The organism is Marinobacter sp. PE14 (assembly GCF_053566155.1).
In genome coordinates this window covers 530,702-554,744 of sequence record NZ_JBQXNY010000001.1, presented here as the reverse complement: position 1 = coordinate 554,744, position 24,043 = coordinate 530,702, and the positions used below count along the sequence as shown (strand labels likewise).

General features: G+C 57.9%; 24 protein-coding genes. 16 read left to right on the top strand and 8 right to left on the bottom strand.

The genetic code is table 11. From position 1 onward, the window contains the following. Positions 1 to 43 precede the first annotated feature (43 nt). On the bottom strand, positions 44 to 874 hold the full coding sequence (locus ACWJ62_RS02715; RefSeq protein ID WP_449284820.1) for a DUF2059 domain-containing protein: 831 nt from the start codon (positions 872 to 874) through the stop codon (positions 44 to 46). 99 nt (positions 875 to 973) lie between these two features. On the opposite strand from ACWJ62_RS02715, the gene ACWJ62_RS02710 reads away from it, so the two are divergent. After that, a complete protein-coding gene (locus tag ACWJ62_RS02710; protein ID WP_449284819.1) occupies positions 974 to 1,681 on the top strand; it encodes a transglycosylase SLT domain-containing protein in 708 nt (235 codons plus the stop codon). 6 nt (positions 1,682 to 1,687) lie between these two features. Here the strand turns inward: ACWJ62_RS02710 and ACWJ62_RS02705 are convergent, their stop codons facing one another. Next, on the bottom strand, positions 1,688 to 2,587 hold the full coding sequence (locus tag ACWJ62_RS02705; RefSeq protein ID WP_449284818.1) for a LysR family transcriptional regulator: 900 nt from the start codon (positions 2,585 to 2,587) through the stop codon (positions 1,688 to 1,690). A gap of 148 nt (positions 2,588 to 2,735) precedes the next feature. On the opposite strand from ACWJ62_RS02705, the gene ACWJ62_RS02700 reads away from it, so the two are divergent. Next, the gene (locus ACWJ62_RS02700; protein ID WP_449284817.1) at positions 2,736 to 2,930 is read left to right on the top strand and encodes a hypothetical protein; all 195 of its coding nucleotides are present in this window, start codon (positions 2,736 to 2,738) and stop codon (positions 2,928 to 2,930) included. Positions 2,931 to 3,047: 117 nt separating this feature from the next. On the opposite strand, the gene ACWJ62_RS02695 is transcribed toward ACWJ62_RS02700, so the two are convergent. Beyond that, complete coding sequence (locus ACWJ62_RS02695; RefSeq protein WP_449284816.1) at positions 3,048 to 4,730, bottom strand: AMP-binding protein; 1,683 nt, start codon at positions 4,728 to 4,730, stop codon at positions 3,048 to 3,050. Between the two features lie 341 nt (positions 4,731 to 5,071). Continuing rightward, positions 5,072 to 5,500 carry an Lrp/AsnC family transcriptional regulator gene (locus tag ACWJ62_RS02690; protein ID WP_449284815.1) on the bottom strand — a complete coding sequence of 143 codons (429 nt, stop codon included), beginning with the start codon at positions 5,498 to 5,500 and terminating at the stop codon, positions 5,072 to 5,074. A 118-nt stretch (positions 5,501 to 5,618) separates the two neighbouring features. Here ACWJ62_RS02690 and ACWJ62_RS02685 point away from each other — a divergent pair, with 118 nt between their 5' ends. Further along, entirely contained in the window at positions 5,619 to 6,740 is a 1,122-nt protein-coding gene (locus ACWJ62_RS02685) for an arginine N-succinyltransferase (protein ID WP_449284814.1), read from the top strand. Next, positions 6,730 to 7,536 (top strand): 2-oxoadipate dioxygenase/decarboxylase family protein, encoded by an 807-nt coding sequence (locus ACWJ62_RS02680; RefSeq protein WP_449284813.1) that lies wholly within the window; start codon positions 6,730 to 6,732, stop codon positions 7,534 to 7,536. Before ACWJ62_RS02685 ends, ACWJ62_RS02680 begins: the two co-directional genes overlap by 11 nt. A 22-nt stretch (positions 7,537 to 7,558) precedes the next feature. Here the strand turns inward: ACWJ62_RS02680 and ACWJ62_RS02675 are convergent, their stop codons facing one another. Continuing rightward, positions 7,559 to 8,215: a protein-L-isoaspartate(D-aspartate) O-methyltransferase gene (locus tag ACWJ62_RS02675; RefSeq protein ID WP_449284812.1), complete on the bottom strand. Its 657-nt coding sequence runs from the start codon at positions 8,213 to 8,215 to the stop codon at positions 7,559 to 7,561. Between the two features lie 190 nt (positions 8,216 to 8,405). Here ACWJ62_RS02675 and ACWJ62_RS02670 point away from each other — a divergent pair, with 190 nt between their 5' ends. Next, the gene (locus ACWJ62_RS02670) at positions 8,406 to 9,071 is read left to right on the top strand and encodes an AbiTii domain-containing protein (protein ID WP_449284811.1); all 666 of its coding nucleotides are present in this window, start codon (positions 8,406 to 8,408) and stop codon (positions 9,069 to 9,071) included. 17 nt (positions 9,072 to 9,088) lie between these two features. Here ACWJ62_RS02670 and ACWJ62_RS02665 read toward each other — a convergent pair whose 3' ends face one another. After that, positions 9,089 to 9,865 (bottom strand): TSUP family transporter, encoded by a 777-nt coding sequence (locus ACWJ62_RS02665; protein ID WP_449284810.1) that lies wholly within the window; start codon positions 9,863 to 9,865, stop codon positions 9,089 to 9,091. Positions 9,866 to 9,961: 96 nt separating this feature from the next. On the opposite strand from ACWJ62_RS02665, the gene ACWJ62_RS02660 reads away from it, so the two are divergent. The 7 genes from ACWJ62_RS02660 (at position 9,962) to ACWJ62_RS02630 (ending at position 17,617) form a co-directional block, all read left to right on the top strand. Beyond that, positions 9,962 to 11,839 (top strand): methyl-accepting chemotaxis protein, encoded by a 1,878-nt coding sequence (locus ACWJ62_RS02660; protein ID WP_449284809.1) that lies wholly within the window; start codon positions 9,962 to 9,964, stop codon positions 11,837 to 11,839. An 85-nt stretch (positions 11,840 to 11,924) separates the two neighbouring features. Further along, positions 11,925 to 12,986, top strand: a complete 1,062-nt coding sequence (locus ACWJ62_RS02655) for a PA0069 family radical SAM protein (protein ID WP_449285340.1) — start codon at positions 11,925 to 11,927, stop codon at positions 12,984 to 12,986. Positions 12,987 to 13,050: 64 nt separating this feature from the next. Next, complete coding sequence (locus ACWJ62_RS02650) at positions 13,051 to 14,739, top strand: L,D-transpeptidase family protein (RefSeq protein ID WP_449284808.1); 1,689 nt, start codon at positions 13,051 to 13,053, stop codon at positions 14,737 to 14,739. Positions 14,740 to 14,771: 32 nt separating this feature from the next. Then, positions 14,772 to 15,224, top strand: coding sequence for a hypothetical protein (locus tag ACWJ62_RS02645; protein WP_449284807.1), 453 nt, complete (start codon positions 14,772 to 14,774; stop codon positions 15,222 to 15,224). A 6-nt stretch (positions 15,225 to 15,230) separates the two neighbouring features. Next, positions 15,231 to 15,521, top strand: a complete 291-nt coding sequence (locus ACWJ62_RS02640; RefSeq protein ID WP_449284806.1) for a SelT/SelW/SelH family protein — start codon at positions 15,231 to 15,233, stop codon at positions 15,519 to 15,521. A gap of 104 nt (positions 15,522 to 15,625) precedes the next feature. After that, on the top strand, positions 15,626 to 16,726 hold the full coding sequence (locus ACWJ62_RS02635; protein ID WP_449284805.1) for an oxidoreductase: 1,101 nt from the start codon (positions 15,626 to 15,628) through the stop codon (positions 16,724 to 16,726). Positions 16,727 to 16,831: 105 nt separating this feature from the next. Continuing rightward, entirely contained in the window at positions 16,832 to 17,617 is a 786-nt protein-coding gene (locus tag ACWJ62_RS02630) for a ZIP family metal transporter (RefSeq protein WP_449284804.1), read from the top strand. Here the strand turns inward: ACWJ62_RS02630 and ACWJ62_RS02625 are convergent. Beyond that, positions 17,604 to 18,512 carry a LysR family transcriptional regulator gene (locus ACWJ62_RS02625; protein WP_449284803.1) on the bottom strand — a complete coding sequence of 303 codons (909 nt, stop codon included), beginning with the start codon at positions 18,510 to 18,512 and terminating at the stop codon, positions 17,604 to 17,606. The two genes, ACWJ62_RS02630 and ACWJ62_RS02625, sit on opposite strands and share 14 nt — an antisense overlap. Before the next feature lie 186 nt (positions 18,513 to 18,698). Between ACWJ62_RS02625 and ACWJ62_RS02620 the strand changes: the two genes are divergently transcribed. The 3 genes from ACWJ62_RS02620 to ACWJ62_RS02610 all read left to right on the top strand — a co-directional run bounded on the left by ACWJ62_RS02620 (position 18,699) and on the right by ACWJ62_RS02610 (position 22,620). After that, a complete protein-coding gene (locus tag ACWJ62_RS02620; RefSeq protein ID WP_449284802.1) occupies positions 18,699 to 20,210 on the top strand; it encodes a CoA-acylating methylmalonate-semialdehyde dehydrogenase in 1,512 nt (503 codons plus the stop codon). Between the two features lie 28 nt (positions 20,211 to 20,238). Next, positions 20,239 to 21,909 carry a GMC family oxidoreductase gene (locus tag ACWJ62_RS02615; RefSeq protein WP_449284801.1) on the top strand — a complete coding sequence of 557 codons (1,671 nt, stop codon included), beginning with the start codon at positions 20,239 to 20,241 and terminating at the stop codon, positions 21,907 to 21,909. Positions 21,910 to 21,999: 90 nt separating this feature from the next. Then, positions 22,000 to 22,620, top strand: a complete 621-nt coding sequence (locus tag ACWJ62_RS02610) for a LysE family translocator (RefSeq protein WP_449284800.1) — start codon at positions 22,000 to 22,002, stop codon at positions 22,618 to 22,620. A gap of 5 nt (positions 22,621 to 22,625) precedes the next feature. On the opposite strand, the gene ACWJ62_RS02605 is transcribed toward ACWJ62_RS02610, so the two are convergent. Further along, the gene (locus ACWJ62_RS02605; RefSeq protein ID WP_449284799.1) at positions 22,626 to 23,297 is read right to left on the bottom strand and encodes an NAD(P)H-binding protein; all 672 of its coding nucleotides are present in this window, start codon (positions 23,295 to 23,297) and stop codon (positions 22,626 to 22,628) included. Positions 23,298 to 23,429: 132 nt separating this feature from the next. On the opposite strand from ACWJ62_RS02605, the gene ACWJ62_RS02600 reads away from it, so the two are divergent. After that, the gene (locus ACWJ62_RS02600) at positions 23,430 to 24,032 is read left to right on the top strand and encodes a cysteine hydrolase family protein (RefSeq protein ID WP_449284798.1); all 603 of its coding nucleotides are present in this window, start codon (positions 23,430 to 23,432) and stop codon (positions 24,030 to 24,032) included. Positions 24,033 to 24,043: the final 11 nt, after the last annotated feature.

Here is a 24,043-nt window from a genome sequence, read left to right as displayed (position 1 = left end):
TTATTCGAGCATCACATTTGCGCAGAACGGCAACGGAAGGGATTCACTGACCGCCTGGTGATTCCGGACTGAGAAACCGGGACATCTGCTTGCCGATGCTCTCCACCGGCTCTGTGATCGCCTGCTGGATGCTGTTGGTCACAACCTTCGAGAAAGCCGCGCCGGCAGAGCTCTCCAGGAACTCCAGGTAGAGATCCATCTCCTGGGCACCGATGTTCTGGTAGGTATACAGATAGCTGTCGTAAACCTGCTGCCCAACCACGCCCCTGAGCATGCTGCGCTGGCTTTCGATGCGCTGACGCAACTGTTCGTAATTGGCCGAATCACTGCTGAACGCCGCCATTGCCGTTGCCAGGCCCAGCTGCACTGCGATCGTTGTATCCACCGCGCTCTCTGTAGCCCGCGCAGCCCGATCAAACCGATCGAACATTTCCGCTTTGCGCGTACCCTTGTACCGGCTGTTCAATTCCGCGGCACTGGCCTGGATCTTCGGCCAGGCCGAGGGTTCCGAAGCTGCAATCTCGGCCGAGGAAATCTTTCTGGCCACAGGGGTTTCGTACCAGTCATGGACTGCCTGGAGCTGCGAATCCGTGAGTTTGGCTTGCAGATCGTTAATGATCTGCTGCTCGATATCCACGGAGTTGAAACCGCTGCTCACGATGTTCCCGATGGTATTGGCCACCATCGGAGGAAGCTGACCATTCTGCTTGAGCCCTTCCCGGATTCCCTGGCTCATCATGGCGGGGTAACGGGCCACGATATCGTCAACAGGCGATACTTCCAGGACCTGGCGGGCATCCGGCGCTGCCTGGGCAGTGCCGGTAACAAGAAGGGCTGTGATTAAAAGAGGTTTAATTATGGGAAATCGCGTCATTTACCTATCATCCCGGATGAATCATTGATTCCCTTATGCCATGGGTCCGATGCATGCAGCAAGCAATCCCTGGGCCTCGGAGATGACGGTTTGGTAGGAATGCGAAAGAAACGTCCCCGGAAGACCCAAAGTCGGCGATCGGCTCTGGATACCTGGAAAAGCCGGGCGAGATGGTATGGGCTTCCGATGCTGGGGTTGCTGATGGGCCTCTGGGCGACGCTTCGCTTCAGTCTGCTGGCACCGGATCCCCCGGCAAACCCCGAGGACGTCTGCGAAATCTTCCGGGAACACCCAGTCTGGTACGACTACGCCAACGAATCCAGGCAACGCTGGGGCACACCCATCGCCACCCAGATGGCGTTTGTCTATTACGAGTCTTCATTCCGCAGCCATGCCCGTCCGCCACGCACCCTGCTCTGGGGCTTTATTCCCTGGACCAGGCCCACAACGGCATTCGGTTATGCCCAGGCCCTGGACCCGGCCTGGCGGGAATACCTGCAGGCCAACGGCGAAGGCTGGTTTACCGTGCGCACCGATATGGAATACGCGCTGGATTTCGTCGGCTGGTACAACCAGCTAAGCCACCGGCAGCTTGGCATTCCCTTCTCGGCCCCCCGTAAGCTCTACCTTGCCTACCATGAGGGCCGGGGCGGATATGCCCGCAGAAGTTTCGAAAAGAAGCCTGACGTCATGGATCTGGCCGCCCGGGTACAGACCCGGGCCTTCCGATACGACAACCAGCTCCAAACCTGCGCTCAGGAATTCCAGTGTTGGCGCTGGTATCAGTTCTGGCCTTTCTGCGGCTGACGCTCGTCAGAAAGCGGAAGAAATCTCCATCTGAGGCTCCAGTGACTGCAGGCGTTCCACCAGATACTCCATAACGATACGGACCCGGGCCATTTGCTGGGTATCCTGGTTCACATGCAGCCAGAGATCCACGCTCTCACCCTCCAGCGGGTCCGACAGGCGGCGGAGTTCACGAGTGCTCTCACCCAGGTAGCAGGGCAAAACCGCCAGGCCGGCACCGGCTTTCGCCAGCGCGTGCATGGATTGCAGGCTGTTGCAGCGAATGAAAGAGGTAACGTTCTTCAACTGCTTTCTGTACCACCGGCCCGTCGCCAGATGGCTGAAGGTTTCATCAGGTATGATCCAGACGCAACCTTCCGGACGGTTTTCCACGTCCATTTCGCGATGCCGCCGACAGTAGCGGGCCGACCCGTAAACGGCGGATTCGATGGAGGCGATTCGCTCGCCTTCCAGAGTTGCCTGCGGCTTGTTCTCGGGCCGCAAGGTCAGATCCGCTTCCCGATGGCTGAGGTTCGCGACATCGTTGTCAGTAAGCGTTTCCAGCTCAATATCCGGGAACTCCCGAACCAGCTCGGCGAGGATCGGGCTGAGCAGTGCGCTCATCATTGCGTCTTCCGCCGCCAGCCTGACTTTACCCACCGGCGCAGAATCCTGCCCGACCAGTTTGCGCTCGAGATTTTCCATCTCGATGGCCAGCCGATCCGCCTCCCGGAACGCGGTCTCCCCCACGGGGGTGAGCTGCAGTCCATCCCGACTGCGTTCAAAAAAATGTACACCCATCGACTCTTCCATCTGGTCGAGTCGCCGTAAAACTGTGGTTTGGTGCACACCCAGTAATTCGCCGGCCTTGGCAAGCGTTCCGCCTATTGCCAGAGCCCTTATATATCGAAGATAATCCCAATCCATAGTTACTGCATATTTGCAACGTGAGTACGGATTTTAACGTATTCAAACTGCAAATAAGAACCCTTAAAATTGTTTCTACATTAAAGGTAGATCCCTAACTAATCTACCTACCAAAATCAATACACCCGTTAAAAAGGAGGAAGGCGCTATGACTCAGAACCATATCGCAACCGTAAACTCGCTGCCGTCCAGTATCCTCCACAACAGTGCTGAGGTCAGGCGCCAGTATACCCGTGCTGCGGCAAAGCAGGCGGTACAGTTTTTCAGTCGCAAGATGCGGAGCTTCAACCGGAAAGCAGCAAACGTTGCTCCGGACATGAGCCAGATGCAGGGCGGCCACTAAACCGGCAGCCGAATCTGGCATGAGCGCGGAGATCGCTCAGGCTGAGAACAGAAAGAACACAAGGATTTGAAAACGCCGGTGGCTCCCAGGGAACCACCGGCGTTTTACGTTAGCGGATCAGAACTCCCAAACGACTTTCTTCTTCTGGCTGAACCAGTCGTCCATCTTCTGGTTGTAGAAATCTTCTATCACATTCCGCTTGATCTTCATGGTCGGCGTCAGCATGCCGTTTTCCATGGTCCAGGGCTCCCGAACCACCACAACAAAAGCGACCTTCTCGTGGGACTCGCACTCCGCGTTCACCGCCTCCAGTTCCGCAGCAAGTTCCTGCTCCAGCTCACCGCGATCCACTCCGGTTTCCAGTTCATCCCTGGCCTCTTCCGACAGCAGGACCATCAGGCAAGGCTGCGGCTGGTTGGCACCGGCTACACAGACCACTTCGGCCTTGGGATGATTAAAGCGGTTTTCGATGGGCACCGGCACCACGTATTTGCCTTTGGACGTTTTGAACAGATCCTTTACCCGGCCTGTGATCCGGAGGGTGCCGTCCCGATCGATCTCGCCCATATCTCCGGTTTTCAGGAAACCATCCTCGGTGAGGTCCTCTTTGGTTTTCTCCTCATTCTTGTAGTAACCCAGCATCTGGCCCGGGCTTTTCACCTGGACTTCGCCGCCCTCTCCGATGCGGTGCTCGACCCCCGGATTCGCCATACCTACCGAACCGGCGCGAGCCTGGCCTGGTCGGTTGGCGTGGGAATAGCCGAAGTTTTCCGACATCCCGTACACTTCCAGCAGCTCCAGCCCAAGGTTGCGATACCAGTTAACGATGTCCGCTGACAGCGGCGCCGCGCCGGTCAGGGCTGCCCGGCAATAATCCAGCCCGAGCTGTTTCAAGACCTTCTTCTTCACCAGGCCACTGATAATGGGGAGACTGAAGAGCAGCTTCTGCTTTTTTGGCGGCAGTTTGGCGTTTACACCAAGATAGAACTTCATCCAAAGGCGCGGGACCGAGAAAAACAGCGTCGGCCTTGCCCGCTGCAGGTCCTCCTGGAAGGTGTCCAGGGAATTCGCAAAATAGAGATGGAACCCATAGTAGAGGGACTGCGTTTCAACGGCGGCCCGCTCAGCCACGTGAGCCAGTGGCAGGTAAGAGAGCATTCGCTCGTCAGACGAAACCGGGAACAACTGCTGCAGGCCATCAGCTACTGAAATCATGGTCCGGAAGCTGTGCATGACGCCCTTGGGGCGGCCTGTGCTGCCGGAGGTATAGACAATCGTGGCCAGGTTATCCGGATCCGGCAGCTTGGGCTGCGCTGGCGACTGTTCGGCCACAATCTCCGACCACTTGGGCGTATCATCCCGTGGCGACAGGGGCAGGGAAATGAGCGGCAAGTCTGCCGGAATGTGGTTCTTGATGTCGTTCCAGCCGTCCGCGGTACCATCCAGTTTTCCGAGGAACAGGAGCTTTGCCTCACTGTGCTCGAGAACGTAGGCGGCAGTATCTCCGTTGAGCGTGGGATAAAGTGGTACCGAAACATGGCCTGCAGCCCAGATCGCCAGATCGGCCAGTATCCAGTGCGCGCTGTTTTTGCCGAGGATACTGATATTGCTGGGTTCCGGAAGCTTCAGGCTGTCCAGGTAAGCCGCCATGCGTGATACCTGATCGGCGGCTTCTCTCCAGGTAATATCTTCAACCCGGCCATCCGGGTAAGGCTGAGTAAGGTAAACGTTGTCAGGGGTTTCCTCTGCCCAGTAATAGAGGCAATGGAGTGAGGTCTGCTTCCGGGGGTCTACCGCCATAAACGGCTCCTTTTTGTTATTGTCCTTCGTGTTTAGGTCATGCCATTGCGATTCATACTAGCGTCATTTCAGACCTGCTCAATAGCAATTAGTGCCCGCGCCATTGGCAAATTAATCCTCGCCCGAGAACTGTTACTCAAAATTTTTCGTAACATCTGTCAAGTTTGAGCTAGTGTGAAGGTTGTACACCTTCCTTTTCGAGCAAATTGGATGTAGCCATGAGCAAACCAAAACGTTCGTTTTTGATTTTCCCGGCCTGGGGCATCATTCTTCTGGGTTCCGGTGCCTTTTTCTATAGCGCCTATGCGGGCATGCTGGGCAGCTGACCCCGGAAAACCGTTTTAACGGCGAAACCGGGTTTCGAGGACAACGGCAGAGTTGGTTCTCTCAACTCCCTCAAGATTGCCGATGTCATCCAGCACCGCGCTCAGTTCCTCCAGGGACTGGGCCTGAACAATGGCAATAAGGTCGTACTCCCCACTGACGGAAAACAGCTGCGATACCTGGCTGATTTGCTCCAGGGCGGCATTGGTTCTGCCGGTCAGCTTCTGGAACACCTTGATCGATACGTGAGCCTCCACCTGGCTTGCCGAAAACTCACCCCCCAACTGCACCGAGTAACCCCGGATGACACCGCTGGCCTCCAGCCGCGCTATACGGTTCTGCACCGTCGACCGTGACACATGCATGGCTTTGGCGAGTTCGGTGACACTGGCACGGGCATTCTGCCGCAGCAGCATTAGCAATTTCTGATCCTGTGAATTAATCATACTGCCAAATCTCTTTTACATTTTGCATAAATTATAGATCATTTCGATCATTTTGCAGCTGCATTCTGGCGCTGACGGCTTTCATACTGGGCCCAAAACAATGCCCAGGAAGATCGCCATGATAATTCGACCGATTACCCCCGAAGATCTTGATGCCCTGATGCAGATCGCAATGGAATCCGGCCCCGGCTTCACCTCACTGATGCCGGATCGCGATGCCCTGAGCAGAAAAATCGATCATTCGGTCGAGAGCTTTGCGCGGACCGTGACCACTCCCGGCGATGAGCATTATCTTTTCGTGCTTGAGGACAGTGCGACCGGCCAGATTATGGGGACCACCGGCATTGAAGCTGCTGCTGGCGTATCCCGTCCGCTCGTGCATTTCCGCCGTAACGCGGTTATCCATCACGAGGAAGATCCCCGGAAACGTCAAGCTGAGGAAAGCCTTACCCGATGCCAGTATTACACCGGTTGCACCGAGGTTTGCTCGCTGTATCTTCGGCCCGGATTTCGCCGGGCCAATGCGGGCAAGCTCCTGTCCCGGGTTCGCTTTCTGTTCATGGCTCTGCACCCCGAGCGTTTTGCGGATACCGTTATTGCAGAAATGCGCGGCGTTTCCGACCATGCCGGCCAATCCCCTTTCTGGGACTGGCTCAAACACCAGGTGGCGGATCTTGATTTCATGTCGGCGACACAGCTGGCCTGCTGTGGCCAGAGCGGCTTTGTTGAACGCTTTATCCCCGCCACGCCATTATTTACCCGGCAGATGACCGATGCAGCCAGGGCGGTTATCGGCCAGGTCCATGAAGATACGCGCCCTGCCCGGCACATGCTGGAGCACGAAGGTTTTCGTCACCGGGGCTTCGTGGATCTTCTGGATGGCGGGCCAACACTGGAGTGTGCCAGATCCGACATCGCCAGCGTGCGCGATACCCTTCTGACCCGCACAAGGCTCCAAAAAGGCAACCGGAGTTCCTGGAATTTTGATGGAAACACCACTGGATCCGCTATAGTTGCCAATGCCGGCTGTTCAGAATTCAGGGCTACGGTAACCGAGCAGGTCTTCTCGAGCCCCGATGCCAATAGCCTGTCAGTGCCAGAGCAACTGGCGAACGAACTGAATCTTGGCGGATATAGCGTGGCCTGCTACCTGCCACTGAGAAAGTCCAGGGAAGAGTCAGAGGGGCGTCAACAGCCCTGCCAAAAACCGGTTACTGAGGAGATTCGCTATGCATACTGATCCGGACACCCTGTTTGCGAGGCTCTGGGAGTCCTACCGCCAGGTAACCCCTTCGGCCGATCGCATACATAAGATCCTGGGCGCCGAAGAGGGGCAGGCCATCGTCAATGACCATATTGCGCTTCGCACCTTCAACCTGGACCCTGTTCGGCTGGACTCTCTGGCAGAGCACTTTCTCAGCCTCGGCTACGAAGAAGGTGGCGAATACCACTTCCAGGCCAAAAAGCTTTATGCCCGCCACTATGAGCACCCCTCCCGGGAACTGCCCAAGGTGTTTATTTCCGAGCTGCTTGTAGAGCAATGCTCACAAGAGCTGCAATCGGTGGTGAAAAGTCTTGTCGGCCAGGTAAAGCCAGAGGCGGTTACTGCCGATGATTTTCTCTATTCGGGACGCCATTGGGAGATCGACTACGACGCCTACCGCCAGCTGATGAAGGAAAGCGAGTACGCCGCCTGGATGGCCGCCTGGGGCTACCGCGCAAACCATTTCACGGTCAGCATCAACCATCTGGAACAGTTCGGTTCGGTTCCGGAAATCAATCAGTTGCTGAAAGATCATGGCTATACGGTGAATTCATCCGGCGGTGAAGTAAAAGGCTCCCCGGAAGACTTGCTGGAGCAGTCGTCAACCATGGCCGATCGGGTGCCGGTTACCTTTTCCGATGAGACCGTGACCATACCCAGTTGTTTCTACGAGTTCGCCCTGCGTTATCCGAAACCGGATGGCCAGCTTTACTCGGGCTTCGTAGCGGCATCGGCCGACAAGATCTTTGAGAGCACGAACGCGGGCAGCTGAGTCTGCGTGACAAGACTCGCGGTCACGACCACCCCTGTTCACCGAGCAGGGGAACGAACCGGACCGCGCCCAGGTCCTCGGTCCGGAATTCGTCCTCCGTCAGCCGGGTAATGCGCACCAGCGACTGGACCGAATGCTCCGACCCCACCGGTATGACAAGGTGCCCGCCAACCGCCAGCTGATGCTTCAATGATTCCGGCACCGCTGGCGCACCGGCAGCCACGATGATGCCATCGAAAGGCTGGCGCTCGGGCCAACCCATCGTGCCGTCGCCACAGCGAACCTGAACATTGTCAAAGCCCTCGGCGGCCAGCGTTCGGGCTGCACGATCAGCCAGCTCCTGAACCCGTTCGATGCTGAACACTTCGCTTGCAATACAGCCCAGAACTGCGGCCGCGTAACCCGAGCCTGTCCCTATATCCAGAACCCTTTCTCCACCCTCCAGATCCAGTGCTTCCGTCATCAGCGCCACGATGTAAGGCTGTGAAATGGTCTGCCCCGCTCCTATCGGAAGGGGACCATCATCGTAGGCGCAGTCCTTCATGCGCTCGGGAATGAAGTGTTCACGCGGCACCCGGCCCATGGCCTCAAGCACAATAGGCGACTCGATTCCGCGTGCACGGAGCTGAAAATCCACCATGGACGCTCTTTGAAACTCAAAGCCATTGTCCTGATTCATTGCTCTCTTCCTTCCCCTGGTCTGGCTGCTTACCGCCCGTTACAAAGCAGTAACTTTTTTACAACGGCGCGCTTGAGATTATCTGTCTACTTTTTAGTCACCGGCAATGACAGATACAACCACCGAATGCCAAAAACAACAAACGGACAACGGGGCGAAGAACCGGGAAACCCGTTGCCGAGGAGGAGAAATGTCGACATCCGTAAACCACCTCGACGAGCGCACGCGGGACTCCGCAGACCTGCTCGAGGAGATCATGCCCTCTGCCATTACCCTGGCCATGATGCTTCGCCACCGGAAAATGGCCGCCTGGCTGCGCACCGAATTTGACGGGTACCAGGACGTTGCTGCCGCACCGCCCTATCGTAGACAGTTGCACGGCCACATCGTTGCCAAATCGCCCCAGTACGGGTGGATTCCCGCTCCGGTAGACGACCAACAGAAGGAGGAATTCGGCTACATGGATCTGCTCGAGGGCGTGAAGGGTCTGGAGAAAACCTGTGTTAACTGCAAGAAGGGCAACGGCAATCGGGTGTTGCTGGAAAAGGATGAGATGGCCGTGCTGCAGAAGCAGATAAACCTGACCGCCGAGCTTGCCATCAACCTGAGTCGAGACGTTTATTGCCGGCTCCTCAGGACCGTTCGGGCTGCAATCTACCTCTGGACCCAGGAACTGATGGCTGAGGGCATGGCCGGGGAGCACAACCACTACAGTCCGGACGAGCGCGCAAAAGTTGCGCATCTGGATGAACCCGAGAAGTTCTGGCGACGGGCCATGGAAGAGGTCGACAGCCTGCCGATACCAGACGTGAGGGTGACCGGTTTCTTTGAACGGGTATTCGGGCGCGCAGGCTGAGCCTCGCGCCCTGGCGGCTACCAGAGCACGCTGACAATCCCGACGCTGCTCACCAGCAGCAGCACCGTCCCCAGCAGACGGAAGAACACTGGAGTCTCCGCTTGGAGAATACGGTCATGGGCGTAGAGCCCGATGACGTGGCCCACAGCTGCGCATGGTAGCAGCCATAGGTGATGGATAAGTTGCAGATCGACGCCGGCCCAGACAAAAGCGGCCATCTTGATCAGCACCAGAATGAACCAGAGCGCGAACAAGGTATCCCGCAGTTTTTCTTTGGGCAGGTGCTGGGCTGCCACGGCAATGATCAGGGGCGCACCGATCAGGGAAGTGCCACTGATGTACCCGCCCACCATGAGGAATATCGCGTCGACCGTTTTGCTGCCACTGCGAAACGGTCGGTTGATGATGTAGGAAACGGAATAAAGCGCCACGATAACGAAAATAATGGCGCTCAGGATGTCGCTGGGCATGGTGATCAACCCGAATACACCAATCAGCTTGGGCACAATCATGATGGCGAGGATCCGCCACAGGTATTGCCAGTCGACAGTGCCCGAGCCCGCCTCACGTTGCGCGCCGGCCCTGGTGCGATTGTTCATCCATATTGTCAGGGATGAAAACACCAGAAGGTGGACCGCAATGATCGGCAGAAAGACTAGCGGTTGATCAAGAACCAGCAACAGAAATGGCAGGGACAGAACGGCACCACCGAATCCCAGCCCGGAGCGGACAAAACCACTCCAGACGAAAATCAGGGCAATCAGCAGATACTGGTAAATCGCGAGATCAAACATGGATTCCCGGTTGTCGTCAAAAGGGCCGTCGTTTATCCGGAACTGGTCTAAGCTCAGTTAGTTGCGAAGAAAAACAACATCGTCCGGAGGATGTGAATGGCCCTGTCATGGAAACAGAAGTTCCTGCTGTTGATTGTTGCCACGCTGATCGGTCTGGCGATTGCCACTCTGGCCTCCCTGAGCGGGCTCGGCAAGGTATCTGACGCTTATGAGGCCCGAAGTGAGGCAAGAGCCTACGAATCCGCGTCCCTGACCCTGCTGAACGACTGGCTGGCACTCGAGAGAACGAGTGAAAATCTGGAACCGAACCAGGTTGAGAGCTATCGGGAGAGACTGGCGTCGCTCGCGGCCCAGTCATCGGCGCTCAGTGAATCCGCCGGAACCCTGCCGGGTGACGCGATAAAGACCACAGCACAACAAATCCAGGAACAGGTTGCGGAGTATACCCGACTTCGCACCGAATGGCTGGCCCTGAATCAACAGCTGGGCCTCACTCCGTCCAGCGGTTTGAGAGCAACAATGTCCGAAGCCATTAACGAAAGACTGCGGCAAATCAGCATTTCCATCTTTAACGACGACATCAACACCATCGCGTCCACCTACCGCGACTACCTGTCGACCTTCGACACGACTTATGCCCAGTCAACCCGCGAGGCCTTGGCGCGGATGCAGGCCACCGTCACCGAGATGGACTGGCAGGAAATCGACATCGGCCAGGCCGTCCAGGCGTTCGCCACTGCCTTTTCCGATGCCGAATCGCTGATCGCCGATCTGTCTGCCATAGAGAACCGGCTGTCTGCCACCGGCACCCGTATTCGCGACCTGATTGCCGAGCAGAATACCCTGCTCCGCCAGGATATTATTGTGGCAACCAGCCAGCAGGCCGAAGAGGCCCGCGCCGCCTCGACCTGGCTGATCATTGCAACCGCTGCTGCGGTGGTCATCATCCTTATCCTGACCCTGACGACCGCCTCCAGAACCCTGGTGAAACGACTCAATGAGACGGTAAACCTGCTCACCCGGGTTGCCGGTGGTGACCTCAGTCAGCGCCTTGAGCCGGGCAGGAATCCGAATGATGAATTCAATCGCCTGGGCGAGGCGGCAAACAAGATGCTGGACGATGTCTCGGACGTTATCGGGCAGGTTGTCGAGGGTAACCGCACGCTGTCATCGCTTCAGGTTGAACTGGACGCTTTGGTAGAACAGATGGGCAGAAACGGCGAGCAGGTTGAAGACGAGACCGAGCAAACCGCCACTGCGGTTCAGGAAATCTCCCACACGGCGGTGGATATTGCCCAGTACACCCAGTCGGTCAATGACGCTGTTCAAAGCGCAAACGGCGCCGCCCATTCCGGTGCCGAGGTGGTCAGGCAAAGCGCAAAAACCATGACCGAACTGGCCGAAAGAATCCAGAAAACCCACGATCAGGTCAGCCAGCTGAGCAAAACCGGCGAGAAGGTCAACTCCATCGTTGGCGTAATCAACGGCCTGGCTGAACAGACCAACCTGCTGGCATTGAATGCTGCGATTGAGGCGGCAAGAGCCGGTGATGCCGGACGCGGTTTCTCGGTTGTTGCCGACGAGGTTCGGTCCCTCGCAGAGAAGACCGTATCGGCAACCAACGGGATTGCTGAGATCGTGGAATCGCTTAACCGTGAAACCCAGGCCATTTCCAGACTGATGAAAGAAGGCCTGACTTCCGCAGGTGAAGGAGAGGAAAGCTCGAGAGAGGCCGCGCACTCGATCGAACAGATCACCGGCTCGATACAACAACTGGCTGGCGACATGAATCAGGTGGTGTCCTCTGTTGAGGGGATATCAACGACCACCGAGGAAATCGCCCAGAAAGTGGAACAGATTCACGGGCACACCCGGGAAACCTCGGATATCCGCCAGAAGCTCAACGCCCACATCGGACGACTGTCATCCCAGGTAACCACCCTGACCCAGGCCTCACAGGGCTTCCGTCTGTAACAATGTGCCCGGGACAGGTTGCACGGTTGGGTTCCAGGCGTTAGCATGCTCGATACTGTACATTTAAACAGTGTCGAGCATGCCCATGAAAACTCGCGCCACCGCCCTGAATCCCCACAACCGATTCCAGCCCATTGTCACTGACCGGCAGACAGACCATGACTGGTATCACGATCCAGAAGACGACCTGAACCCTGATACGCTCGCTACGGAAGTCGTCCTTGAGACCGCAAAATCCATAATCAGTCGAAATACGTCACCGGACGTGCCGTTCGACCAGTCGATCAATCCATACCGTGGCTGTGAGCACGCCTGCATTTACTGTTTCGCCCGCCCTACCCACGCCTATTGGGATATGTCACCAGGGCTGGATTTCGAAACCCGGCTGATCGCCAAACCCAACGCCGCCGCCCGCCTGAGAGAAGAGCTCGATAGGCCCGGCTACCGGGTGTCGCCCATCGCCCTGGGCGTCAATACGGATGCCTACCAGCCACTTGAACGGGACCAGAGAATTACCCGCCAGGTCCTGGAAGTTCTGGCCGAGTATCGCCACCCGGTGTCCATCATTACCAAGGGCGCTCTTATTCTCAGGGACCTTGATCTGCTGGGCGAAATGGCTTCTGATGGGCTCTGCTCCGTGCGCATCAGCCTCACCAGTTTGAGCAACGATCTGAAACGACGCATGGAGCCCAGGACAGCGGCTCCGGCAACCCGCCTCAAGATGATCAGGCAGCTCTCGGAGGCCGGCATTCCGACCGGTATCATTCTCGGGCCGGTAATCCCCTTTATCAACGATCACGAAATCGAGTCGATTCTGGAAGCCGCTGCAGAGGCGGGCGCCACCCGTGCCAGCTGGATTATGCTGCGGTTACCCCATGAACTGGACGAGTTGTTCCAGGACTGGCTGCAGCGGCACTTCCCGCAAAGGGCCGAGCATGTGATGAACCGAATGCGCGACCTCAGGGGCGGCAAGAGTTATGACGCCACTTTCGGCCGCAGAATGACGGGCACGGGTCCCTACTCGGACCTGATTCGCCAGCGTTTCACCAAAAAAGCACGGCGTTTGGGACTGAACCTCCATGCAGAAGAACCGTTGCGGGACGATCTTTTCCGGCGGCCAGGTGGGGAACAAATGCCGCTGTGGTAGCATCAGACTATTGCTACCTTACCACCGTGATTAACGCCTCTCAGGGATGAGGTGGAGAACACCCATGCATGGAATCAGACGTTTTTCCCTCGCCACAACATTGGTTGCCCTGTTTGGCGCCCTCTGGCAACCCGTTTGCCTGGCAGCAGATGAAGCCATTGTTGCCAGGATTGAGGCCATGGAGGCCGGCTTCCCCGTGCAGGTGCTCGGAAGCCGGTTAATGGCCCACAAGGCACTGTCAGCCTTTTATGGGGCCAACGGATACCAGCCAGCATGGAAATCGGCTGAGCTTCGTCGGCAGTTGATTGATTCGGTTGAACAAGCCAGTCATGACGGTCTGAACCCGGCTGACTATCACGCGGATATTCTCTCGGGGCTCGCACTCAGACCCATGAGCGATTTCTCTGAAGACCTGAGGGCCGATCTGGACCTGCTGTTCTCTGACGCTTTTTTGATGCTCAGCTCACACATGCTGGTCGGCAAGGTCAACCCGCAGACGGTTCACGCCGAATGGACCGCCAACAGGCGTCAGCGCCAGATGGAATCCGTTCTGAAGGATGCGCTGCAGCGCTCGGATATCACCGGCACGCTGGATTCGCTGCGGCCGGCAGATCCCGCTTACCGGAAGTTGATGAATGCAAGGCAGGACCTGACCAGACTGCTGGGCCAGCCCTGGTTACCTCTGGTCTTGCGCCCGACCATTCGCCCCGGCGACAGGGATGAGCGACTGAATGAGGTCCGCCGACGACTCTCTCTGTTGGGAGAGCTTGCAGAGATACCGGCAACGGTCACAGATCCGCGTGACTACGACGCGGAGCTTGAATCTGCAGTCATGCGCTTCCAGGCCCGACATGGGCTTGAACCCGATGGCCTTATCGGGAAGGAAACCCTGACAGCGCTGAACCTGATTCCGGTGGAACGCCTGCGCCACATTGACGCCACACTCGAACGATGGCGGTGGCTGCCGGAATCCCTTGGCGACACCTATGTCTTGGTCAATATTGCCGGATTTGAACTGAAGCTGGTGGAAAACGGCAAAGAAGTACTGCGCAAACGAGTGATCGTCGGCCAGCCTTTTCGCCAAACGCCGGTGTTCAGCGATCGCATCCGGTATCTGGTGTTCAATCCCACCTGGACCGTACCGCGAACGCTGATGATTCAGGATCAACTGCCCCGGATTCGCCGCGATCCGGACTATCTCTCCCGACTCAATATCAGCGTTTACCGTGGCTGGGGCGCTGACCGGGAAAGAGTGGAGCCGCTGGACGTTGACTGGCCATCACTGAATCGGAACAACTTCCCGTACCAGTTGGTGCAGGAACCCGGCCCCCAGAATGCCCTGGGGCAGATCAAGTTCATGTTTCCGAACCAGTACGATGTTTACCTGCACGACACGCCGGGTCGCGGCCTGTTCTCCCGGGCCGAGCGATCATTCAGCTCTGGCTGTATCCGGGTTGAGCAACCCTTTGACCTTGCAGAGCGGCTTCTGGCGTCGGCGCCCGACTGGTCCCGGGAAAAGATTGACCGGGTGGTTTCCGGGGCAGAACCCCAGACTGTCGTGCTACCGGAGCCGGTGCCGGTGCATATCCAGTACTGGACCTCCTGGGTGGATAACGAGGGAAGGCTGCAGTTCCGCAATGATTTATACAACCGCGATGCCCGCCTGATCGATCAGCTCCGGGGAACCGCCGACGGGGATACGCGCTACAATACACCGGTAGCCGGCTCGAGCCCGGCACAGGACAAGCTCTGAAACAGGATACGCGCATCAGTTGAGGGGATATCATGAAACAGACCCTGCTCGTGGTTTTCGGGATACTGTTACTCCAGGGATGCCAGTCGCTGCCTCCCTCCCAGGACGGGATTGACGCAGACACTGTCTTCGTCAGCGCCAGTCATTGTCTCAACGAATACCTGGATGATCTTGAGAAGGTGCATTACGGCCCCTGTCTCAAGGTCATCGCTATCAACGGCGAGGAGCCGGATGTCAGAGAAGACGGATTTGTTGAGCTACCGGCAACCACCGCGCTGACCATCGGAGTGAGCTGCGTTTATCGCCACGCAGACGGCTCACCTATTCCGGCAACCATGGAAAACGTAGACTTTGCCGTGAGCAAAAACACGTTCGCAAAAGCCGGCCTACGCTGGTATCTCCACGCCCATAAACAGGCCCGTGGTGTTGTCGGCTGCGAGCCCACTCTGTCGCGCTCGGTCTATCCCACCTACGACACGGACTGATTCTTCATGACCAACAAAATCGATATTCACTATTGCACCGGTTGCCGCTGGCTTCTGCGCTCGGCCTGGATGGCACAAGAGCTGCTGACAACCTTCGAAAGCGAGATCAGTGAATTGAGCCTGCACCCCGGCAATGGCGGCATTTTCGAGGTATGGGTCAATGACAAGCGGGTCTGGTCCCGCAAGCAAGACGGCGGCTTCCCGGAAATTACCAGACTCAAGCAATTGGTTCGCGACCAGGTTGCACCGGAACGCTCTCTTGGCCATTCCGACACGAAGACCGGCGCTTCAGAATAATCGTTCAAAAATACTGACAGGCTGTGTCGATATTCTTCGCTTTTAGAGAAGGCGCTGCGCCCCGATAGTACACCCGTTAAATTCAACAACATGAAAGGGTATCTATGAGCGACGTGATGCAATCCATCAAATTCAACACCATCGAGGTACCTAATCGATTCGCCCTCGCACCAATGACACGCACCAGTGCGGAGCCAGACGGCACCCCGAATGCCTTGATGGCAGACCATTACGAAGGCTACGCCAGGGGCGGCTTTGGTCTGGTGATTACCGAGGGCACCTATACCGATGACAAGGCAAGCCAGGGCTATGCCAATCAGCCCGGCATCATCAACGAAGCCCAGATAGATGGCTGGAAGACCATTGTTGATCGGGTGCACGCGGCAGGCAGCAAAATCTTCGTTCAGTTGATGCATGCCGGCGCGCAGTTCCAGGCCAATCGTTTCACCGATCAGCCCCAGGGGCCCAGCGAAGTCCCACCCAAAGGCGCCCCCCTCGGTTTCTACGGTGACCAGACTGAGTGGCAAACCCCCAGCGCCATGACCAAGGCCGACATTCAGGCGGCTGTTGATGGTTTCGCACAGTCCGCCGCCAATGCGAAAGCCGCAGGTTTTGACGGTATTGAGATTCACGGTGCCAACGGCTATCTGTTGAATCAGTTCCTGAGCACCTACTTTAACTGCCGCGACGATGAATATGGCGGAGCACTGGAAAACCGGCTGCGCCTGGTGGTTGAAGTGGTCCGGGCGGTTCGCGGGGCCGTCGGCGAGGACTTCACCGTAGGCATTCGCCTGTCCCAGGGCACAGTGACTGACCCGGACTATCAACTGCCCGAAGGCGAACCCGGATTCCGTCAGATTGTAGAAGCCGTGCGCGATGCCGGTGCTGATTTCGTCCACACAACCGACGGTGACGTTAACCGCAAGCATCTTGCGGCAAGCAATGAAAGTCTGGCTGGCGTGGCCGCCAGCGTTGAAGGGATCGGTCTTATCCTCAATGGCAACATTGATGAAACCAACTGCCAGGATGTGGCCAACCAGTTCCCGGACACACTGCTTGCGGTGGGCAAGAAGGCGCTCGCAAACCCGGACTTTGTGCAGCGCCTCAAGGACGGCAAAGAGATTGCAGACATCGATTTCGCGATGCTGCAACCGAAGGCCACCATTTCCAACGAGCTGGCCTGGCGCAAGCAGAACGCCGCCTGATCTCCTTGCTCTCCCAAGAAATGCAGCCGGAGGAACCCACAGCGGGGCCTCCGGCGTAGCTACTTCAAGCTGCTATGCTGACATCACAAGCCAACGGGAGACTGAATGACTTCTGACATCAGTATTGTCTGGCTGGGAACCATTGCCAGCCTGCTGGCGGGCCTTGCCAGTGGCGTGGGCGCCCTGGGTGTGTTTCTTGTCCGTACCCTCACCCATAAACTGCAGGACGGTATGCTGGCTTCAGCCGCGGGCGTGATGTTGGCGGCTTCGTTTTTTTCTCTGTTGCTACCTGGTCTCGAGTACGGCGAACAGATTACTGGCGAAACCTGGACCTCCGCGCTGATTGTTATCTTCGGGCTGCTCTCCGGTGCCGCTGCGCTCTACTTTGTGCATCAGAAACTGCCGCACCAGCATTTCGAACTGGGCCGTGAGGGATCCGACGCCTCCTATATTCGCGGCATATGGCTGTTCATTGTTGCCATCACGCTTCACAACTTTCCCGAGGGAATGGCTGTCGGCGTCGGTTTTGCGGGCGGAGATGTGAATAACGGTTACGTGCTGGCCACAGGCATCGGGCTTCAGAACATCCCGGAAGGACTGGCCGTGGCGTTTTCACTGCTTGCCATCAACTATTCCCGGCTCAAAGCCTTCGGCATCGCCCTGATGACCGGCCTCGCCGAGCCTCTGGGCGGCCTGTTCGGTGCCACCCTGGTATGGCTGGCCGAGCCTCTGATGCCCTGGACCCTTGGCTTTGCAGCAGGCGCCATGCTGTTCATCATCAGCAACGAAATCATCCCGGAAACTCACCACCGGCAGTGGAAAATCATGTCCACCTTCTGCCTGATGGGCGGTTTCGCCGTGATGATGTTCCTGGATGCTACGTTGGGCTAACAGCCCAGACGCCCGCCAGGGCTTCCAGCGCCTCTGCAATCAGGGGCTCGTCCTGGCGGTCGCCGCGCCATATGAAGCTGAGCGCGCAAGGCAACTGCACACCATCGACAATTTCCAGGCCGGTTTCCTGCCGCTCAGCCATGGCAAGCGCATCCCGTGCGAGGCTCAAACCCACACCGGCCCGAACCAGGTCCAGCATACAGGCCTCCTGATCGACCTCGGCTACCCCCCGGGGCATTAACCCAAGGGGCTCCAGAGTGCCTTTGAGCAGCCGGTGGTGAACGGAGTCTTCTGGAGTCACAATCCAGGGCATGGTGGCCAAGTCGGACCACTGGGCGGACCGAAGCCTCGACCCCCAACCCGCCGGCGCAACCACATAGTAGTGAAACCGGGTTAGCTCACGGTGAACCACATCCGGCGCCAGTGCACCCGGCCCGACGCCGGGCGGCGCCAGAAAAAAACCGACATCGAGGCGGCCATCCCTGACCTGTTCCAACACGCTGCCACTCATACCCTGACGCAGTTCGGTTTCCAGTTGTGGCGCCCGTTCCACCAGGCGGTGGAGAAACGCCCCGAGACGGATAAATTCCGGATCCACGATGGTGCCAATCCGCAGCCGCCCTCGAAGGGTGTTATGCAATGCCCGGGCGCTCTGCTCAAACGCCGCCATGGCGGCGAGTGCTTTTTCAGCCGATGGCAAGAGAGCCTGACCATCGGGGGTCAACACCAGACCCTGGGGCTTACGCAGGAACAGTTTTAGTTCCAGTTCGTCCTGCAGTTGCTTGAGCTTGAGGCTGACGGCGGGCTGAGTCAGATGGAGGCGAGTGGCAGCGCGGCTTACACTGCCCTCACGGGCGACAGTAACGAACGCCCGAAGGCTCTGAAGGGGGTACATAAGCGTCTCGTTTCAGGTTCTCGATATAAGATTACCTTATATCTGGCTTTTGAAAATCTCAATTGCTTTGCCTCTTTGCCACGCCTAACCTGTATGATCAGTTACTATACAACGCTCCTCCGTGGCGCATGGCAGAACGCATTTCCGCCACTTTAAGCGCTCAAACGAGATAGAACAGAGGCATCCATGACCAACGCAACCATCCAGCATTATATCAATGGCGAAATATCTCTCGGCACATCCAGCCAGTCTCAGGAGGTGTTCAATCCTGCCACCGGACAGGTCACAGGCCGCGTAGCGCTGGCCGGCCGTGAGGACGTAGACGCTGCTGTTGCCGCCGCCGATGCTGCATTCCCCGCCTGGGCAGACACACCGCCCATTCGCCGGGCCAGGGTCATGTTCAAGTTTCTGGAACTGTTGAACACCCACAAGGATGACCTGGCCCGCGCCATCACCGCGGAGCATGGCAAGGTATTCACGGACGCCCAGGGCGAAGTAGCCCGGGGCATCGACATCGTCGAGTTCGCCTGCGGCATTCCCCAGCTGCTGAAAGGCGATTACACCGAGCAGGTGAGCACGGGTATCGATAACTGGACCACCCGCCAGCCCCTGGGCGTAGTCGCTGGCGTTACCCCGTTCAACTTCCCGGCGATGGTGCCCATGTGGATGTTTCCGGTAGCCATCGCGGCAGGCAACACCTTTGTCCTTAAGCCCAGCCCTCTGGACCCGAGCGCTTCCCTGATGATTGCCGACCTGCTCAAACAGGCCGGCCTGCCGGATGGCGTGTTTAACGTGATTCAGGGCGACAAGGAAGCGGTGAACGCGCTGATCGAGCACCCGGACGTCCAGGCCCTGAGTTTTGTCGGGTCCACCCCGATTGCCAACCTGCTCTACGAGAAAGGCGCCAAACACGGCAAGCGCATTCAGGCCCTTGGCGGGGCCAAGAACCACATGGTGGTAATGCCGGACGCCGATCTCGACAAAGCGGTCGATGCCCTGATCGGTGCCGCCTACGGCAGTGCCGGCGAGCGCTGCATGGCCATCAGTGTGGCGGTGCTTGTCGGGGATGTTGCAGACAAGATCATGCCAAGGCTGGCCGAGCGGGCCCGAAGCCTGAAAGTGAAGAACGGCGAACAACTGGATGCCGAGATGGGCCCGATTGTTACCGCCGCCGCACACCAGCGCATTACCGGCTACATTGACAAGGGTGTGGCGGAAGGTGCCGAGCTGGTCGTCGATGGTCGGGAGTTCGATGCATCGAACACCGGCGATGGCTGCGCCGATGGTTTCTGGATGGGCGGTTCACTGTTTGATCATGTCACGCCCGATATGACGATCTATCGTGAAGAAATCTTCGGACCGGTTCTGGCCTGTGTCCGGGTACCCGATATCGCCACGGCGATTCGCCTGATCAACGACCACGAATTCGGCAACGGTGTCAGCTGCTTCACCGAGAGCGGCAGCGTGGCCCGGGAATTTGGCCGCCGAATCCAGGTCGGCATGGTCGGGATTAACGTACCCATTCCCGTACCCATGGCCTGGCACGGCTTTGGTGGCTGGAAGCGCTCGATGTTTGGCGACACCCACGCCTACGGCGAAGAGGGCGTAAAATTCTACACGCGCCAGAAATCCATCATGCAGCGCTGGTCCGATTCCATTGATGCCGGTGCGGAATTTGTGATGCCAACCGCCAAGTAACAACAGAACCAGCTGCGGAGAAAACGCCATGTCCGACAACAACAATGCGACGGGACATCAGGAGTTCGACTACATCATCATCGGCGCCGGCACTGCCGGCTGCCTGCTCGCCAACCGCCTGAGCGCAAACCGGGAGAACCGGGTGCTGCTTATCGAGGCTGGCGGACGGGATAACTATCACTGGATTCATATCCCGGTGGGCTACCTGTACTGCATCGACAATCCGCGAACAGACTGGCGTTTCCGTACCGAGCCCGATCCGGGCCTGAACGGCCGATCCCTCATCTACCCCCGCGGCAAAACCCTGGGTGGCTGCTCCAGCATCAACGGAATGCTCTACATTCGTGGCCAGGCCCGGGACTACCAGCAGTGGGCCGAAATTACCGGCGAGGACGCCTGGAACTGGGACAATTGCCTTCCCGATTTCATGCGCCACGAAGATCACTACCGCCTTGATGAGGGCGGCGATGCCGACCCGGATCACCACAAGTACCACGGTCACGGCGGAGAATGGCGTGTGGAGCATCAGCGCCTGAAGTGGAAAGTGCTGGAGGACTTTGCCACTGCCTGCGTCGAGGCGGGCATACCCCGGACCCGGGATTTCAACCGTGGCGACAACGAGGGCGTCGACTACTTTGAGGTGAACCAGCGCTCCGGCTGGCGCTGGAATACGTCCAAAGCGTTCCTTCGGGGCGCGGAAAAGCGCCCCAACCTGACCCTGTGGCACTCAACCCACGTATTGGGGCTCGAGACAGAAAACGCCGGTTCCGGACCTCGCTGTGTCGGCGTTCGGGTCGAGCGCCCTGGCGGCGATGACGTTATCGCCCGAGCAAACCGGGAAGTCATCCTGTCCGCAGGCGCCATTGGCTCCCCGCAATTGCTCCAACTCTCGGGCATTGGTCCCGCCGACCTCCTTAAGGAACACGGCATTGATGTGGTTGCCGACCTGCCCGGCGTTGGCGAGAACCTCCAGGATCACCTGCAGATTCGGTCTGTGTACAAGGTGCAAGGGGTTACAACCCTGAACACCATGGCCAACTCCCTGATCGGCAAGGCCAGGATCGGCCTGGAATACCTGCTTACGCGCTCGGGGCCGATGAGTATGGCGCCCTCACAGCTTTGTCTGTTTACCCGCAGTTCCGAGGAATACGATTACGCCAACATCGAATATCATGTGCAACCCTTGAGCCTGGACGCCTTTGGGCAGCCTCTTCACAACTTCCCGGCCATCACCGCCAGTGTCTGCAACCTTAACCCCACCAGTCGGGGTACGGTACGCATCCGCAGCAACGATCCAAAACAGGCACCGGCGATATCCCCCAATTACCTGAGCACGCCGGAAGACCGGAAAGTTGCCGCAGACTCTTTGCGGGTGACGCGTCGAATCGCCGAACAGCCTGCCTTCATGCAGTACCAGCCAGAGGAGTTCAAACCCGGCCTTGAGTACCAGACCGACGACGAGCTGGCGAAGCTGGCGGGCGACATCGGCACCACGATCTTTCACCCGGTGGGCACCACCCGTATGGGGCGAGCCGATGATGAACAGGCAGTGGTGGACCCTCATCTGAGGGTCCGGGGCGTGGCGGGACTGCGAGTGGTGGATGCCGGGGTCATGCCCACCATCACCAGCGGCAACACCAATTCTCCAACCCTGATGATTGCCGAGAAGGCCGCCCGCTGGATTCTCGCGGGTGATTGAGCATTGAACTGATTGCAGTTTCCAGGTTTTTACCGGCGGACAGGCTGCTAGAATCGGCAGCCTGTTTCCATTGCAAAGGACTGACCTACCATGACGCTTGCAACCTGGCTGACCGTGGTCACCATCTGCATTCTGGGCGCTATGTCCCCGGGACCCTCGCTGGCACTGGTGCTCAAGCAGACGCTCACCGGTGGTCGGCGCAACGGCATCATCACCGCTCTTAGCCACGGCATCGGTGTCGGCATCTATGCCTTTCTGAGCATCCTCGGGCTCGCCGCCATCATCACCGCCTCGCCAACGGCGTTTTCAATGCTGCAGTGGGGTGGCGCCCTGTACCTGGCCTGGCTGGGCGTGAAAGGACTAATGGCAAAGCGGCAAACGGATGACGAACTGCCCGAGCCGCCCACCACCAAAAGTGCGGCCCGTGACGGTTTTCTGATTGCCTTCTTCAACCCGAAAATCGCGGTATTCTTCCTGGCCCTGTTCAGCCAGGTCGTGGGCACCGACACCAGCCTGATGGCCAAGTTCGGCTATGCCGCAACGGCTCTTGTCATCGATACCAGCTGGTACCTGATCGTTGCCTGGCTGTTCTCAAACCCGAAATGGCTGACCCTGCTCAGACAGAAAGCCGTGTGGTTCGAGCGTATTTTTGGCGCCATTCTCGTGGGCCTGGCCGGCCGTATGGTCGTCGGCATTCTGAACGGCAAATAGCAGGCTCAGTCCGCCAGCTGGACAATCTCATCGTATTCGCGAGTCTGGACCACCCGCTCGGCGGCGGGCTCTGACGCCAGACCGCAGGCTTCATTGACCATGGCGCTGGCCACCGTTTGCGCCTCAATGCCGCGGTATTTGTCCAGGGGACCGATCAGCAGGCGGTTAACCAGCGGCATCGCTTTTATGCCCAGAGCCTCGGCGGTGCGCTGTTCTTTCCGGTCGCCCAGTAAAAGACTTGGGTGATAGATGGACAGGTACGGGTAGTCGAGATCTCTCAGGGAATCTTCAAGCTCGCCCTTTACCCGGTTATAGAAAATGGTCGACTTGGAGGAGGCACCAATCGCTGACATCAGGATAAACGCCCGTACTCCTTGGGAACGGCCCAATTCCCCTGCTTTCAGGGGATACCCAAGATCCACTTTTCGAAACTGCTCCTGTGAGCCCGCTTTTTTGATGGTGGTTCCCAGGCAGCAGATAATCACATCCACATCGAACAGTTCGGCGTGATCCTCCAAGCGATCGAAATCGACTTCATGCTGTGCCAGTTTGTCGTGCAACGTCGGCAGTTTGTGCCTCACCAGCGCCACCACCTGCGAAACTTCATCCCTGCCCAGCAAACCCTGCAGCACTTTGCCACCAGTCAAACCGGTAGCGCCCAGCAACATCACCCTCATAACCGTCTTTCCCCAAGATTCATCTGCTTCCATCCTACCAAAGACCCATCGAAACGGGTTTATCGTCGTATGTAACACCGGAGCAACCCATGTTGCACTGATTCCTTGCCGTCCAACAACAGGAGAATAACCATGACAACAGCCTCCACCACTCTCCGAGACCTGAAAGGGCTCGGTCATTCGCCTTCCGCACTTTCTGAATCAGCACTGATCATGATCGACTGCCAGAACACCTATCGCGAAGGCATCATGAAACTTGAAGGGGTAGAGAACGCTCTGGAGGAAGGGAAAAAGTTGCTGGAAAGAGCCCGCGCCAGGGGCATTCCGATCTTCCACATCCGCCATGATTCGGGCCCTGGCTCGCCCTACGACATCAACGATCACATCGGAGCAATAGCCGATATTGTCGCGCCCATCGAGGGCGAACCGGTGATTACCAAGAACTTTCCGAATTCGTTCGTACAGACTGACCTCGATGAGCAACTCAAGGCGAAAGGCGTAAAAAATATCATTCTTGCGGGCTTCATGACCCACATGTGCGTTAACTCGACAGCTCACGGCGGCTTCAATTTGGGATACGCGCCCACGGTCGCAGCCAGCGCCACAGCCACCCGTCCGTTGCAGGCTGCCAATGGGAAAGTATTGTCCGCGCAGGAGGTGCACGATGGCGCCCTTGCGTCCACGCGGGATCTTTATGCGGCTGTGGTGGATAATGTGGCGGATTTGCCGGACTGATCAGACATAAA